Annotated in this window: 15 protein-coding genes; 3 read left to right on the forward strand and 12 right to left on the reverse strand. The window is 61.0% G+C overall.

Annotated features, from left to right (window positions below; translation table 11 throughout):
- Window positions 1–142: 142 nt before the first annotated feature.
- The gene (locus tag ABVT36_RS06565; protein ID WP_368455839.1) at window positions 143–2,050 is read right to left on the reverse strand and encodes an ABC-F family ATP-binding cassette domain-containing protein; all 1,908 of its coding nucleotides are present in this window, start codon (window positions 2,048–2,050) and stop codon (window positions 143–145) included.
- Window positions 2,051–2,112: 62 nt separating this feature from the next.
- On the opposite strand from ABVT36_RS06565, the gene ABVT36_RS06570 reads away from it, so the two are divergent.
- Window positions 2,113–2,601: a TIGR02444 family protein gene (locus tag ABVT36_RS06570; RefSeq protein ID WP_368455840.1), complete on the forward strand. Its 489-nt coding sequence runs from the start codon at window positions 2,113–2,115 to the stop codon at window positions 2,599–2,601.
- A 171-nt stretch (window positions 2,602–2,772) separates the two neighbouring features.
- Here ABVT36_RS06570 and ABVT36_RS06575 read toward each other — a convergent pair whose 3' ends face one another.
- Complete coding sequence (locus tag ABVT36_RS06575) at window positions 2,773–3,675, reverse strand: histidine kinase (RefSeq protein ID WP_368455841.1); 903 nt, start codon at window positions 3,673–3,675, stop codon at window positions 2,773–2,775.
- A gap of 464 nt (window positions 3,676–4,139) precedes the next feature.
- On the opposite strand from ABVT36_RS06575, the gene ABVT36_RS06580 reads away from it, so the two are divergent.
- Window positions 4,140–4,934, forward strand: coding sequence for an FKBP-type peptidyl-prolyl cis-trans isomerase (locus ABVT36_RS06580; RefSeq protein WP_368455842.1), 795 nt, complete (start codon window positions 4,140–4,142; stop codon window positions 4,932–4,934).
- Between the two features lie 115 nt (window positions 4,935–5,049).
- On the opposite strand, the gene rsd is transcribed toward ABVT36_RS06580, so the two are convergent.
- The 10 genes from rsd to ABVT36_RS06630 form a co-directional block, all read right to left on the reverse strand.
- Window positions 5,050–5,517, reverse strand: coding sequence for a sigma D regulator (gene rsd / locus ABVT36_RS06585; protein ID WP_367149898.1), 468 nt, complete (start codon window positions 5,515–5,517; stop codon window positions 5,050–5,052).
- Window positions 5,518–5,829: 312 nt separating this feature from the next.
- A complete protein-coding gene (locus tag ABVT36_RS06590) occupies window positions 5,830–6,345 on the reverse strand; it encodes a disulfide bond formation protein B (protein WP_368455843.1) in 516 nt (171 codons plus the stop codon).
- Entirely contained in the window at window positions 6,342–6,944 is a 603-nt protein-coding gene (locus tag ABVT36_RS06595) for an ACP phosphodiesterase (protein WP_368455845.1), read from the reverse strand. The genes ABVT36_RS06590 and ABVT36_RS06595 overlap by 4 nt, the downstream gene beginning before the upstream one ends.
- 21 nt (window positions 6,945–6,965) lie before the next feature.
- On the reverse strand, window positions 6,966–8,552 hold the full coding sequence (gshA, locus tag ABVT36_RS06600; protein ID WP_368455846.1) for a glutamate--cysteine ligase: 1,587 nt from the start codon (window positions 8,550–8,552) through the stop codon (window positions 6,966–6,968).
- A gap of 62 nt (window positions 8,553–8,614) precedes the next feature.
- Window positions 8,615–9,073 (reverse strand): hypothetical protein, encoded by a 459-nt coding sequence (locus tag ABVT36_RS06605; protein WP_368455847.1) that lies wholly within the window; start codon window positions 9,071–9,073, stop codon window positions 8,615–8,617.
- A gap of 105 nt (window positions 9,074–9,178) precedes the next feature.
- Complete coding sequence (locus tag ABVT36_RS06610) at window positions 9,179–10,432, reverse strand: malic enzyme-like NAD(P)-binding protein (protein ID WP_368455848.1); 1,254 nt, start codon at window positions 10,430–10,432, stop codon at window positions 9,179–9,181.
- Between the two features lie 129 nt (window positions 10,433–10,561).
- Window positions 10,562–11,383: a thermonuclease family protein gene (locus ABVT36_RS06615; RefSeq protein ID WP_368455849.1), complete on the reverse strand. Its 822-nt coding sequence runs from the start codon at window positions 11,381–11,383 to the stop codon at window positions 10,562–10,564.
- Between the two features lie 28 nt (window positions 11,384–11,411).
- A complete protein-coding gene (gene rpmE / locus ABVT36_RS06620) occupies window positions 11,412–11,624 on the reverse strand; it encodes a 50S ribosomal protein L31 (RefSeq protein WP_367149905.1) in 213 nt (70 codons plus the stop codon).
- A gap of 168 nt (window positions 11,625–11,792) precedes the next feature.
- Window positions 11,793–12,089 carry a transcriptional regulator gene (locus ABVT36_RS06625; RefSeq protein ID WP_368455851.1) on the reverse strand — a complete coding sequence of 99 codons (297 nt, stop codon included), beginning with the start codon at window positions 12,087–12,089 and terminating at the stop codon, window positions 11,793–11,795.
- The gene (locus ABVT36_RS06630; protein ID WP_368455852.1) at window positions 12,086–12,658 is read right to left on the reverse strand and encodes a hypothetical protein; all 573 of its coding nucleotides are present in this window, start codon (window positions 12,656–12,658) and stop codon (window positions 12,086–12,088) included. The genes ABVT36_RS06625 and ABVT36_RS06630 overlap by 4 nt, the downstream gene beginning before the upstream one ends.
- A gap of 267 nt (window positions 12,659–12,925) precedes the next feature.
- On the opposite strand from ABVT36_RS06630, the gene ABVT36_RS06635 reads away from it, so the two are divergent.
- A complete protein-coding gene (locus ABVT36_RS06635) occupies window positions 12,926–15,169 on the forward strand; it encodes a primosomal protein N' (protein WP_368455853.1) in 2,244 nt (747 codons plus the stop codon).
- The last annotated feature ends 115 nt before the right edge of the window (window positions 15,170–15,284 follow it).

The raw sequence follows: 15,284 nt of genomic DNA on the forward strand, positions 1-15,284 counted from the left end.
TTCTTGATAGTGTATTCGGCTTCGGCGAAGGTCAGTTGGCTCATGATTGAATCTGTGTATGTTGGAAATGGGGTAAATTATGCCAGACTGAAGCAGTTTTTCAGAGGTTCCCTAGGGCCAACTCAGTTAGTGTGAACAGACCCTAGTCGCGCGCAGCCTCCAGCTGGTCGCTAATGTCGAGCCACTGTGTTTCCAGCTCCTCCAGTAGTTCCCGCCGCTGCGCGCGGGTGCGACTGAGATCGGCGATCTGCCGCTGATCCGCGCTACTGTAGAGGCTTTCATCCGCCAGCTGCCGTTCCAGTTCCGCCAGTTCGTTTTCCACCTTCAGCATGGCGCGCTCGATCGACTTGAGCTGGTCGGTCAATGGCTTCAGCTGCTCCCGAGTGGCCGCTGCCGCGCGCCGCTGAGCCCTTTTGCCGTCGGCGGGCTTTGGGTCCGATGCAACTTCCTGTTCATCTCCCCCATCCCGGCGGAAATCCAGCAGCCAGCGCTTGTAATCCTCAAGATCGCCGGCAAACGGCTCCAATCTACCCTTGGCAACCAGCAGAAACTCATCCACAGTGTTGGCCAGTAAATGCCGGTCGTGTGACACCAGCACCACGGCGCCGGGAAACTCCGCCAAAGCCAGGGTAAGTGCGTGGCGCACCTCCAGGTCCAGGTGGTTGGTGGGTTCATCCAGCAACAGCAGGTTGGGCTTCTGCCAGGCGAGGATAGCCAGCGCCAGTCGCGCCTTCTCTCCCCCGGAAAAGCCCCCTGTGTCTTCGAACACCCGGTCGCCGGTAAAGCCGTAACCACCGAGAAAGCCCCGCAGGGACTGCTCACCTGCTTGGGGTGACAGCCGCTGCAGATGCAGCAACGGCGATGCACGACTGTCCAGGGCCTCCAACTGGTGCTGGGCAAAGTAGCCGATAGCCAGGTGTTCGCCGCAATGCCGTTCACCCGCGAGCAGCGGCAACTCACCCGCCAGTGTCTTGATCAGAGAGGACTTGCCCGCACCATTGGGACCCAGCAGGCCGATACGACTGCCGGGGCGAATACCCAGTTGCACCCTCTGCACGACTGTTCGCCCACTGCCGCTGGAGTCCGGATATCCCACATCCGCTTCGCGCAGATCCACCAGGGGATCGGAGTGCCGCTCCGCCGCCGGCAGAGAAAAACGAAAGGGGGAATCCACATGGGCAGGGGATATCTGTGCCATCCGCCCCAGTGCCTTGAGGCGGCTCTGCGCCTGGCGCGCCTTGCTGGCCTTGGCGCGGAAGCGGCGCACGAAATCCTCCATATGCGCGCGCTCGGCTTTTTGTTTTTCAAACTGCACCTGCTGCTGGGCCAACCGCTCCGCCCGGGTGCGCTCAAAACCACTGTAGTTGCCGCTGTATAGCACCAGCTTCTGCTGCTCGAAACTGACAATGGTATCCACCACCGCATCCAGAAAATCGCGGTCGTGGGAGACGATCAGCAAAGTACCGGCAAAGCGCTGCAACCACTGCTCCAGCCAGAGTGTGGCGTCCAGGTCCAGGTGGTTGGTAGGCTCATCCAGCAACATCAAGTCAGCGGGACACATCAGTGTGCGGGCCAGATTGAGGCGAATCCGCCAGCCGCCGGAAAAGCTGCTCACCGGCCGCTGCTGGTCCGGGTGGGAAAAACCCAGCCCGTGCAGCAGCTGTGCGGCCCGGGCGGGACCGCTATAGCCGTCGATAGCGGCCATGCGTTCATGCAGTTCGCCCAGTTGCCCCTCCGCACCGGCCTCGGCCGCGCGCAGTTCAGCTTGCAGGGCGTGCAGTTCCCGGTCCCCTTCAAGCACATAATTCAGCGCAGTCCCTTCCCCAGTGGCCACCTCCTGAGCCATATGTGCGATACGCCAGCCGGAAGGGACCCCAATACTGCCCGCACTGGTCTCCAGCTGCCCCAGCAACAATCTGAACAGGGTTGACTTGCCGCAGCCGTTGGCACCGATAATGCCTACCTTGTGCCCGGGAGATATCCGGCAGTCGGCCTGTCGCAGCAGCTCCCGGCTCCCCAGTTGCAGGGAAACTCCCTGTAAGTTAATCAACAGTCACCCTCGCATACCCGGCGCCGCCGGGCTGTAGACACAAAAACGGTGGAGATTCTATCGTGACAAATGGTGCGCCTCCATCCTCGTCGAACCTACGACAAAACCCTCTGTGGCGCTTCAGTCTGAAATTTTATCGCCACCCACAGGTGGAGCGGTTTTTGCTGGAGTGCCAGGATCTCCACGGTGCGGATGTATGCCTGATGTTGTGGGCCAGCCATGTCGCCGCCACCGGAGGCAAACTGAGCGGCGAGAGCTGGGAGGCGGCCAATCGCGGTGCCGCGCCGTTGCGACGTGTGATCCGGCGCATCAGGCAGCTGCGCCGCTGGCTGGGCAGGGCATGTCCGCGCGCGCGGAGGATTTACGCCGGTTGCAAGCATTGTGAACAGCTATTGGAACAGCGACAGATTGCCGCTTTATGGACCCTGCAGACAAGACCCTGGGCCGGGGATCGTCCACCGGTCGAACTTGTGGGCCAGCGATATGGATTGACGCAAAGTGATCAGGCGCTCTGGGCGGGCCTGATCGACAGCTTCACTTCCGGCAACTGAACAAATTTCCGGGTCAGTGCGGTGCAGGGGGTGTGCTGCTGGGCAAAGGCCTGCCCAAACCCTTGGAAAGCAAACGATTCCGCGTAATTGCACAGGTTTTCACAAGGGGCAATCCAATGGATGAGAGGTCATCTATTGGATTGCCGGATGAACAATGACAGCCTTTAACGCTTATTCGTCGCCGGGACCTTCACTGGAAAACAGGCTGTTGGCCGGCGCAACCGGTGTGATGCTCGGTGCGGTCGGTGCAGCCGCACCCGGAAGCGGGGCCGGCGGCGTTTTATCCGCGGCGGGTGCGGCACTAGCCTCCGGCTGTCGCTCCATCGCCGGCTTGGCTGCCGCCTGCGGTACCTGGACTGCAGCTTTGACCGCTGGCTGTGCCGCTACCTTCTTCTTGGGTGCTGCTTTCTTTGGTGCGGCCTTTTTGGGCGCGGCCTTGGCTGCGGTTACCGTTTTGGTGGCGGATTTCTTCGGTGCGGCCTTGGTTGCAGCGGCTTTTTTCGCTACTGTCTTTTTGGCAGCAGCGCCCTTAGCCGGGGCCTTCTTGGCGGTCGCCTTCGCTGTGGCAGCTTTTTTGGCCGGGGTTTTTTTCGCAGTCGCTTTCTTGGCCGCGGCCTTCGGGGTCTTCACCTTGCCCGCTGCCCGTTTAGCCGCAACGCCCTTCTTCTTGGTTTTGGCGGCCGCCTTTTCAGCCTTGGCAGAGACCTTGTCTATTGCCTTGGCGAGCTTCAGTTCCAGCTTGGCCTGGGCCTCGGCTTGCTTGGCAAAGGCGGCTGCTTCACGGGCCTGCTCCAGGGTATCAGCCAGCTTGTGAACAGCTGCAGCCGCAGCTTCCACACGCTTTTGTGCCGCAGCCGTCTTGCGTTTTTTCAGCGCAGCACGGGCACCGACCAGTTTGGCTTTGCCCGCTGCCAGCTTGCTCCTGGCCGAGGCCAGCGCCTTAGCGGTCTTGGTCACCTGCTTGCCGGCATCTGCCGCTTGCTTGGCTCGCGCTTTATCCAGTTGATTGGTGAGTTTGGCGATTTTTGCTTCCAGTTCTGCGACCGGATTGACAGCTTTACGTTTGGCAGCCATGAGTAAATATCCTGAAGTTTATTATGGATTCGGCGTACCCGGGGCGAGTGTGCCCGGTAATCTTTGCGGTTGATATCCGCTCCTCTGGTCCACACTTTGAGTGATCGCCTCGAACCGGCTCGACCAGCCCAGACACGCCGACACAATCATAGGCGGAACAGAGATAATAGCGCTGTTTTTTCCAAAAATGTATGCCGTTTGAGTGCATACTTCACGTCGCTCAGCCATTTTTTTGTCCGGTGGTCGCGGAGCCTCGCCTTATTGTGCACTGCTTTGCGCTAATCAACTCCACCGGTAGGCACCGGTTGCCGCCTTGGGTTAGACTTGCTGGGCACCGGCGGGCCGACTCTCGCGCAGAAAATTCTATGCTATGTCTATGTGTAGAGAGATACGCCGCCAGTCTGCGTTGGCCGAACCACCACGCTCGAAAAATCAAAATGTATCAATTACGAAGAGAAAACTCCATGAATAAATACCCTTTGGCTGCAGCCGTCGCACTGGGCCTCGCGCTGGTTGGCTGTAACAAACAGGAATCGGGTGCTGCGACAGAAATGGCACTTGAAACCCAGGAACAGAAAGTCAGCTACATCATAGCCGAGGACATGGCCAGGCGCCTGCAGTCTCAGGATGTACAACTCGACCCTCAGATAGTGATGATGGCGCTGAACGACGTCGCCAGTGGCCGCGAGTCGCGCCTGAACGATGAAGACAAGCAGCAGGTGATAGCCGCCTTCCAGGAGAAGATCCAGGCCAAGCAGAAGGAAATGATGGCTAAGCAGGAGGAGGAGTTCAAGGCAAAGGCTGACAAGAATATGACTGACGGCAAGACTTTCCTGGAAGAAAACGCGAAGAAGGACGGCGTGATCACCACCGATTCCGGCCTGCAGTACAAGATTATTACTGAAGGCAGTGGAAATTCTCCAGACGCCGATAGCACTGTGGAAGTGGACTACCGGGGAACTCTGATTGACGGCACCGAATTCGACAGCTCCTATGCCCGCGGTGAGCCGGTGCAGTTTCCCGTAGGCGGCGTTATCAAAGGCTGGACAGAAGCCCTCCAGCTCATGAAGGAAGGTGCCAAGTGGGAACTCTACATTCCTTCAGACCTGGCGTATGGCCCGGGCGGTGCGGGTGGTCTGATAGGCCCCAATGCCACCCTGATCTTTGAAGTGGAACTCCACAAGGCCAATGTCGACAATGACAGCGGGAACGATTCTGCGGAAGAAAAGCCGGCTGAAGGCGGGGCGGAAACCGAGTGAAATTGACTTCCGGACCGGAGGGGGAAGGCTCTGCCTGCCTGTCGGTCCGGGTCTCCCCATCTCAAGTTCACCGGTGCTGCTTTTAGATCCGCCGCTGCCGCCAGCGGCGGGTAAACTAGACCGCCTGGTTTTTGTGGGCGGTGTGTAACACCGCGATCATCTGGTCCTCAGCGCTGAAACGGCTTTCCAGTGCCTCCCCAAGCTTCGACAGATCGCGCACCAGGCTGGACAGGTCATCTGTCTCCAGGTACTTGTCATTGAAGTCGATGGCGGTATCCGTAGTGTCATCAATTTTTTGGTAGTGGCCCCGGGCCTGTTCCAGCCCCTGTTTGTCATCGAAGGCTTTGCCCTCCAGGATCAGCTGTTCGTAGACCTCGAAATGCCCCGCCGACACATAGTCCATGAGGTTCTGGCACAGCTCCCGTACCTTTTCTCCAGTGGGTTCAGTTGCCTGCAGAGACCCTTTCTTCTCTGACAGCACACAGAAGGACACCAGGAGTGTCTGACGCGACTGCAGCCACCGATCAATGATCTTGCTTACCCCACCCCAGCGCTCGCGCGCAGATTTGCAATTCTCCAGCATCTGATTTTTCCTGTTACTGCCCTATTGCACCAGCCGCTATGCACAGTTTTATTGGCGTTGGCGGGTTAATAATAAAAGATAGGAGATTCGTTTGCCGCCGGCAAGATAAGTGGTAAACGGTGCGCCAGATTGACGGGGTCGGGGGCTGGCTTCAGCACCCCATTCCCTCCCTGCGCGCAGTTACATGACCGGGGGCAGGCCGCCGTTACCGCTTGCACACCTCCGGGTAACTGCGTCTACAGGGCCGCGGGGGTCGAACAGGACGGCCGGAGTCGTTCCGCTATCGCCGCTGCAATCACCCACTCCATGCCCTTAGCGGTAGCCGCCGTTATTGTCCCGGCCGGTGCGAAATGCCTGCCAGATACCGAAGAGTACCAGTCCCACGAAGCCAATGGTGGCCCAACCGGGGATGCTGATACCAAACAAAGTCCACTGTACTTCCGCACAGTTGCCATCCCCGGTAAGTAGTGTGCGCACCACGTCATACAGGGGAAAGGCATCCAACATATAGGTGATACCCGGCCCGCAGGCGGGGACCTGATCTTCCGGCAGGTTCTGCAGCCACAACTGCCGAACGGAAAAATACAGCCCCCCCAGTGCCCATAGGGAGACCAGCAGGCCGTAGATACGCCGACCCACAGTGCCCGGGTTGTGCACAAATCCAATCAGTGAGACCAGGCCCACACCGAGAAACATTACCCGCTGGCTGATACATAGGGGGCAGGGCTCAAGGCCCGCCACATACTCCAGATAAAAGGCGGCTCCGAGCAGCACAACGACAGCGACAAACATCAGCAGGAAAGTGATACGCGGATTGGGAAGAATCATCGGGAATCGGCTCCTGGATACTGCTGTCGAAATCGCTTGGCTTCCAGCAGTAGGTAATTGAACAAATCATTAAAAATTTCGGTCAGCGCCACACGTCCGTCAATCAGCTCCGGCAGGGCCTGCTGCAGCGGCAGCGGACGGCTAAGGCGCTCGCTAACCCGCGTTAAAACACGGGCAATCCCCTGTTCGTCGCAATAACTCTGCAGCAGTGTAAATTGTTCTGCACGACAGATAAATGCCTGGGCAGGGGGTGGAATGTAAAGTTTGCGGGCCCGGAAATCCGTCCAGCACTGGCTACAAAACGCATCCAGCGGTTGCGGATACCAGTCGTCCCAATGGCGGCTGAGGAGATGGTCAAACCAGATATCCAGGATAATGCCCCCGTGGCGCCGCCACCGCGGATGCAGGTTGGTCAATGCCAGATGGTAGCTCGGGTGCCTGTCCGCGCTGGCATCGATGCGCCGGTGCAGACGAATCCCCGCCTCAATGGCTTGCGGCCGCTCACCGCGCAGGGGTCCTTTGACGAAATCCCCCAGCAGTCCCCCAAGGCGCCAGTCCGGATCGGGGCCGGAAAGCAGCAGGTGGGCGAGATAGTTCACGGTCGGATCAGTGAGAAACGCTCACTGGCGCTGGCAAAAAATGTACTGGGCATAATATTTGCCGAGGAAGTCCTCAAAACACCCCTCGTCGGCGGCCTCCAACTGGGTCCTGCGCTGCAGCGAACTCCGGGCTTCCGCGGCGAATTGATCCTGCGCGGACGACTCCAGTGGCCGCTGGAGAAAAAACTGGCGGTGCTGTTCCGCCTTGCCGGCGGCCCAGCTAAAGAAGCTCTGGTCATTCCGGGCCAGGTCGTCGAGTATCCGCGCTGCCGGAGTGGGTGCGTCGCCGCGCAGCACAGCACTCTGGGCCTCCAGTGCCCGTTGGAAATTGTCACCGTCCCAGGCCTGATCAAGGAGATCCGCCAGGGGAGCCATCTCCGCCAACAGCCGCCCGGCCCAGTCGGAGAGATGGACTTCGTCACCATTCCGGATCAGTTGCAACTGGGGATCGCGGCCATCATAGACAATACGCCGCTGGTTTTCCTGCACCGACCTGTAGTCCGCCTCATCGGCTTTGGGGCTTTTGTCCAGCAGGCAGTGCAGCAGAAAAATATCCAGGAAGCGCATCTGCGCTGCGTCTATACCCAGCGGCATATAGGGGTTGAGGTCGAGGCAGCGTACTTCGATATACTCGACACCGCGCTTGTCCAGTGCCGCCAGTGCTGTCTCACCCGGCCCGACCGGATTTTTGGGCCGGATCGGCGAGTAGAACTCGTTTTCGATTTGCAGCAGCCCGGTGGACAGCTGCTGGTAATCCCCCGCCGCGTCTTTCACCCCCAGCCTGTGGTAGGGCGGATAGGGCCGGGTAATGGCGGCACACAGGGTCGACAGGTAGCTGGGCAAATCGTTATAGCAGACGATCAGGGACTTTTGCTCGTTGCTGTTATAGCCGAGATCGCCCATGCGCAACGAGGTGGCGTGTGGACTGTAAAGGGTGGAGGCATCGCCATCGAATCGCTGCAGACTGTGCTGGCGTCCCTGGACAAAGGTACTGCACACGGCCGGGGTGGCGCCAAACAGGTAGACCAGCAGCCAGTAGTGCCGGCGGAAATTGCGGATCAGGTCGAAGTAGCGGCGGGTCTTGAACTCGCCCAGTTCCTCGGCGCTCTGCTCGAATTCCCGCAGCCAGAGCCAGAATTCCTGTGGCAGGGAAAAATTGTAGTGAATGCCCGCAATGGTCTGCATAGCGCGGCCGTAGCGCAGGCCCAGCCCGAGCCGGTAAACGGTTTTCATGGTGCCGATATGGGAGTGGCCATAGCGGGCTACTGGGATGTCCGCATCGGTGCCAATGTGGCAGGGCATACTGTTGACCCAAAGCCGTTCGTCACCGATCTGACTGTATGTATAGCGGTGAATGCGGTCGAGTTGCAGCAGGGCCTCTTCCGGCGTCGCCACCGGCGGAGTAATGAACTCCAACAGTGCCTCGGAGAAATCCGTGGTAATACTGTCGTGGGTCAGGGCTGACCCCAGGGTTGCCGGGTGGGGGGACTGCGCCAGCATACCGCTTTCGGTCACGCGCAGACTCTCCTTCTCGATACCGCGGCGAATGCCCTTCAGCAATTGCAGCGAACTGGGTCGGGCCAGAGCGGCCAGATAGGGGTTGGGCACGCGAATCTCCTTGGGTTGCCGGTACCGTCTTGGCGCCACGCGCGCTGGCCGGCCCTAAATTCTCAAACCTCTGCGGTTCCGGCGGTGGATTCGAAATCTGTGGCGGCAGTGTAGTCGTCGCCACTCTCCGGGGGTTGGAGAGGGGGCACCTCGGGGGGCTGGCCCGGGGGTACTTCCGGATGCTCTGCGGGCTCCACCTCGGGGGCCGGCTCGGGGTTCAGCTCGGGGCTGCTCTCCGCTGGCAACTCCTCCGGCACACCCGCAGGTATCTCCGGCTCCCCCGGAACGGGTTCGCCCAGGGCAGCTTCCGGCACCTTTGGCCAGCCTTTGCTGTCCAGCGGGCACTCCAGTAACTCGATCCGCAGGGTGACATCACGGGTGTTGGCTTCGAACATCTGGTTGATGGCGACATCCTTGTGAGCGCTGCGAAACAGGCGCCCGGCCTCGCGACCATCGATCCATTCGTTGCTTTTACTCAGAAAAAGCTGGTGCTGGTTGGTCAGCACATAGACGTGGGTCATGGGGTGGAACAACTTTGATGCTGTGACAGGAGAGCAGTGTAGCGATGGCAGCTGTACAGCTCAAGAAGTGGGCGAATCGCTGTTTTCACCGCGGCCCCCCATCGCTCAGCGCGGCTCCGGCGGGTAGTGCCCGGGATAGGGCAGGCGCGCCACACCGCTGTTCACTGCCGCCCGCGCCACTGCCGCCGCCACCCGTGGCAGCAGGCGCGGATCTATGGGTTTCGGCAAAATATAGTCCGGCCCGAAACACAGTTCGACACCGCCGTAACCCTCGCGTACCGAGTCCGGTACCGGCAGGTGTGCTATGGCACGGATAGCCTCTATTGCCGCCAGCTTCATATCCTCGTTGATACACACTGCGCGCACATCCAGTGCGCCGCGGAAGATAAACGGGAAACACAGTACATTGTTGACCTGGTTTGGATAATCGGAGCGGCCGGTGGCCATAATCAGATCGTCGCGCACACTGTGGGCCAGCTCCGGGGCAATTTCGGGATTGGGGTTGGAGCAGGCAAATACCACCGGGCGCGGCGCCATGCTGCGGAGCTGCTCCGCCGACAAGAGGTCCGGGCCTGAGACGCCGAGGAAAACGTCCGCACCCGCAATGGCGTCGTCGAGGGTGCGCATGTCGGTATCCCGCGCCCACTCCCCCTTATAGGCGTTGATATCGGTACGCCCGGAGTGAATCACGCCGCGGCTGTCGAGCATGGTGATCTGCTCCTTGCGCATCCCGGCCGCCAGCATCAGCTTGCAGCAGGCGGTTGCGGCGGCACCCGCACCCAGGCACACCATACGCACGCCACTGATTTCCTTGCCCTGGATTTCCAGCGCATTGAGCATCCCGGCCACAGTCACTATGGCAGTGCCGTGCTGATCGTCGTGGAACACCGGCACCGGGCAGCGCTCAATCAGCACCTCTTCGATATGGAAACACTCCGGCGCCTTGATGTCTTCCAGATTGATGCCACCAAAGGTGTTGGCGATGGCAGCCACAGTCTGGATAAATTGCTCTGGGCTGTCGGTATCCACCTCAATGTCCACGGAATTGATACCCGCAAAGCGCTTGAACAGCAGGGATTTGCCCTCCATCACCGGCTTGGATGCCAGCGGGCCCAGATTGCCCAGGCCCAGGATAGCGCTACCGTCAGAGATAACCGCTACCAGATTGCCCTTGCCGGTGTAGCGATACGCCGTCTCCGGGTCTTTGGCAATCTCGCCCACGGGCTCCGCCACGCCCGGACTGTAGGCGAGAGACAGGTCCTCCTGGGTCTGGGCAGGGGTGGTGAGTTCCACCGAGAGCTTGCCCGGTGTGGGCAGGGCGTGGTAGTCGAGCGCCGCCTGGCGCAGTGAGTCGCTCATCTGGAGACCGTCTCTAAAATTCAGAGGTTGAAATACTCGGCCGGCCGGCTAGCGGGCCCGGCTACTTCGGGGGCCGGAGAATAACCGATGGCCACTGGCACCCACAAGAGAGCACCGGCATGTGGACCGTTAGTCCCTACTAATTTTAAGGGAGAATTTGGAGTCCACCGCAATAAACCAGCGCTTTTGGTGAGAATTCTGGGACAGATATTTCGCACCCCTGTCTACCAGCCAACCCCTAACCTCTATTTTGGCCCCTTGCCAGTCGCTCGGGGTCAGCTGGCCATATTCCCCGGGGTTGCTCAGCCGCAGGGTCACGGGTCCATCCAGGTGGAGCCAGAGAAAGCGGTTGTACTCCGCCTTTTGCACCCTGCCCAGCAGCAGCACAAAGCCACCATCACCAGGGCCCACCTCCGCGGCGTGCAACGGGGGCCAGGCCCCCGCTGCCCAGACACCCAACGCTCTCTGGCGCGCCCGCTGCTCGCGCTGGGACAGGCACTCCGCCAGTGTCAGGTTGGGGGCTATCGCTATATGGAAGGCCAGCCCGGCGGACAGCAGTGCCGACTCCAGGCTTTCACCGCGGTGGTTGTAGACATGGGCCAACAATCGCCCATAGCGATCGTAACGCTCCTGGTCGAACACCAGTTCCAGGCCCCCGTTGCCGAGAAAGCGCTCGCTGAACCGCTTGGCCTCCTGTGCCAACGGCTGTGCCGGAGCATCGGCCCGCGCCAGCTCCGGTGTATTCACGCCGATCAAGCGCACTCGGCGCCCGTCTTGTAATATCAGCGTGTCGCCATCGCGCACCTGGCGCAGGGCCACCAGCTCATCCGCCGGTGCGAACACACAGTCGGCAGCGGCCGGCAATACCGGCAGCAGGAGATAGGCAAGGGCACCTAGACAGGCCCGCAACGCGGCCCCAAACCAGCTCGAGCCCATTGTGCCGGGAGCCACGTCTGCGGCACCCGGTTGCCGGGCGGCTCTACTTGGAGATACGGCTGCCGAAACGTTTCTTGAAACGGTCAACACGGCCGCCGGTGGTGGCCTGCTTCTGCTTGCCGGTGTAGAAGGGGTGGCACTGGGAGCAGACGTCAAGCTGCAGGTCTTTGCCCAGGGTGGAACGGGTCTTGATCACGTTGCCGCAGGAACAGGTGGCCGTAATATCTGTGTAGGCGGGATGGATATCTGCTTTCATGATTGCCTCTTTTCGAATCCGCCACCCGATCCATTGCCGGGCACGGAGTCGTCATTGGTACAGGAACTTCGGTGTTGCCACCTGGATTCCGGGCTGGTTAAAAAGTCGGCGCATACTATCAGATCGGCGCCGTGGTTCAAGTCCGGATTTGCCGCCTCAGCCCCAATTTCAATCCGCCGCCGAGATCAGCTGCCGCATTGCCTCCAGATGCCGCTGCAAAGCCCGGCTGCCATCGCTTGTGAGGTGGTACCAGGTGACGGGGCGGCGCTCGACGAAGTCCCTGTCCAGACCGATATAACCGCACTCTTCCAGGCGCCGCAGCTGGGCGCCCAGGTTGCCATCCGTGACTTCCAACTGCTCCTTGAAGCGGGAAAAGCTGATCTTTTCATGCTGTGCCAACAGCACACAGACGGCGAGCCGTACCCGGTGTTCCAGGACCGGGTCCAACTGTTTCAGAGCCTTCACTGTGCAGTTCCGGAAGGCCGGTTCGCTACGCGCTGGGCAATGCCGCTGCCCACCAGCGCAAAGCCGACAAGCACTCCCGTCAGTGTCCAGGCGTAGGGCGGGGAGAGGAGTACCATGACACCGTAGCAAGCCAACATCAAAAAGCCGCTGTAGAGCAGCGGCCGGTCCAGATGGACGCCAGCCAGACTGTAGGACAGTCCGGCAACCAGCAGAAACAGCTCCGGTCCGCCCCAGCCAGATCCGCTCATCATGGAGGCAAAGGCCAACAGGAGGGCGACACCAGTTATCAGCCAGTGCAATCCGTATCGGCGCCCCAGAGCAGTGTTGTTGATGCCCCTGCGGCGTTCATTGCGGGTGCCCAGCCACCAGCTGAACAGGCCCCCCGCGGTGCCCGCCACCAGGAAGTAGATGGAGGTAAACCGCGGCGCCAGGTCCACCAGGGTAAAACCGATAAAAATCACCGGGCCCCACAGAAAATAGAGAGCCGGTATGCCCCCGCGCACCTCCCCGTTGCGCACCGCGCAGGTAACGTAATCCAGGTTGTCCTTGATTCTATCCACGTCAGTCATGGCACTATCACTCGCTTGTTTTAATAGATAGCTCTAAATAATAGAGTTGTTATTCATAATACTCTAATATTTAGAGTGTGCAAGCAGAAGTCGCCCTCCCTGTACCTGGCCGAGCCAGCCGCTACACTAGCAGCCTGCTGAAAAAGCCTTCCCTGGCTTTTCTCAGCCCGGGTTTGCGGCCTGTGTCCACAAGCCCTCCACGACAGATTGAGCCGTTACACGCTGGATTGGCAGCCCGAACATCGCTGTTCGGGACAGCAGGGCCCAGTGACTTTTAAGATTTTCGACGGAGGTAGGGTGCAGCAGGCGGTTCCACAGGGGGTCATCCTGAGGCTGGCAGTGCCGGTGCCACTGCGGCGGCTGTTCGACTATTTGCCGCCGGAGGGTCTGGACCCCCAGCTTCTAGCGCCGGGCCAGCGCCTGTGGGTGCCCTTTGCCGGGCGCAGGCTGGTGGCGGTGCTGGTGGAGATAGTGCAAGAATCACCACTGGCGGAACTGAAACCAGCTCAAGAGTTGATTGACCGCACCGTACTCTTCGATGAAGGCAGCCGCAGTTTTCTCAGCTGGATCGCGGGCTATTACCAGGCTCCCCTGGGTGAGGTTTACGCGGCCGCAATGCCCGCCGCGCTGCGCAAAGGCAAATCTGCCCACCACTGGGCCGAACAGTGGTTGCAGTTGACGACGGACGGCAAGGGGTTGCCGGACTCGGCGCTGGCGCGCGCCCCCAGGCAGCAGGCACTGCTGCAGCTGCTGCTGCGCGAGGGCAGACAGAGCCGCACCTGCCTGAAAACCCGCAAGCATGGCTCGGCGACGGTTCGCGCCCTACAGGAACGCGGCCTGGTGGAGTGGGTGGCGGGCCCCACGGTGCCGCCGCCAATGCCAGAGGTGGAGCCCTCCCCGGCGCCACAACTGAACAGCGAACAGCAGCTGGCACTGGACGCGGTGAACTGCAGCAGTTTTTCCGCAACGCTGCTGGAGGGCACCACTGGCAGTGGCAAAACGGAAGTCTACCTGCGCCTGGTGGAGGGGGTCCTGGCGGCGGGGCGCCAGGCGCTGCTGCTGGTGCCGGAGATCGGTCTCACGCCCCAGACCCTACGCCGTATCGCCGCGCGCTTTCCCGGGCACAGTATCGCCGCCCTGCACTCGGGTCTGGCCGAGGGGGAACGCGCCCGCTCCTGGCTGGCCGCCGCAGCCGGACAGGCGGATATCGTCATTGGTACCCGCTCGGCAATTATGACTCCACTGCCCAGGCTCGGCGCAGTATTGGTGGATGAGGAACACGATGCCTCCTTTAAACAGCAGGATGGTGTGCGCTACTCAGCCCGCGACCTGGCATTGGTGCTGGCACGCAAAGCCGACGTGCCGGTCCTGTTAGGCTCCGCCACGCCCGCTTTGGAAACCCTGCACAACGCCCTGAGCGGCCGCTACCAGCACCTGCGTATGCGCCGCCGCGCCGGGGGAGCCCGCGCGCCACAGATCCACCTGGTACCCACCCTCGGGGAGCCACTGGAGGAAGGGTTTGCGCCGCAGGTTTTGCGCCATATCGGTGATACCCTGGCGCGGGGTGAGCAGGTATTGGTGTTCATCAACCGGCGGGGGTTCGCACCGGCACTGATCTGTGACGAGTGCGCCTGGATCGCCGACTGCCCGCACTGCTCCAGCAAGCTGACGCTGCATCGCCGCCAGCGCCAGCTCCGCTGTCACCACTGTGATTACCGCCGCCCCCTGATGGACAGCTGTCCCCAGTGTCACAGCCGCTCAATCTCAGCGCTGGGGGGCGGTACCGAACGCAGCGAGGAACTGCTGGCTCGGCGTTTCGCGGGCTATCCGGTGATCCGCGTCGACCGGGACACCACAGCCAGCAAACAGGCACTGGACCAACTGCTGGCACCCGCCCGCAATGGCGAGCCCTGCCTGTTGCTTGGGACCCAGATGCTGGCCAAAGGACACCACCTGCCGCGGGTAACCCTGGTAGTGATTCAGGATGCCGATGGCGGTCTGTTTAGCGCAGACTTCCGCGCACCGGAACGCACCGGCCAGTTGCTGGAACAGGTGGCCGGTCGCGCCGGCCGCGGCAGTTTGCCCGGGCGGGTGCTGGTGCAGAGCCGCTTCCCCGAACACCCACTGCTGCAGACGTTGCTGGAAAAGGGCTACAGTACTTTTGCCCGCCAGCTGCTGCGCGAGCGCGCTGCGGCACAGCTGCCCCCCATGAGCGCCATGGCCCTGGTGCGCGCCGAGTGCGAGGAACCGTCCTGGGCCGAGGGCTTTTTACGGGATGCGCGCCTGTTTATGCAATCTCTGGCACCGCCCTCAGCGGATTTGCGCTACCTCGGACCGGTACCGGCACTGCTGGAGCGCAAATCCGGCAGGTTTCGCTTCTATATTCAGATAACGGCCGGGCAACGCAGTCAGTTGCAACCGCTGCTGGCGCGCCTGTGTCAGTGGGCCGAGGGCAGCAGCAACCGCCGCCTGCGCTGGGCAGTGGACATGGATGCGCAGGAGCTCGCCTGAACCTATCGCCGGGAATTTCTTGTTTGGGCTCCGGGTGCGGGTGATAAACGGTACAATGCTGCGCCGGGAACAATATCCACCACTAGAATCCACCACTAGAGAACCGTAAGAGAAG

The sequence above is a fragment of the Microbulbifer sp. TYP-18 genome, from assembly GCF_040932045.1.
Lineage (GTDB): Bacteria > Pseudomonadota > Gammaproteobacteria > Pseudomonadales > Cellvibrionaceae > Microbulbifer.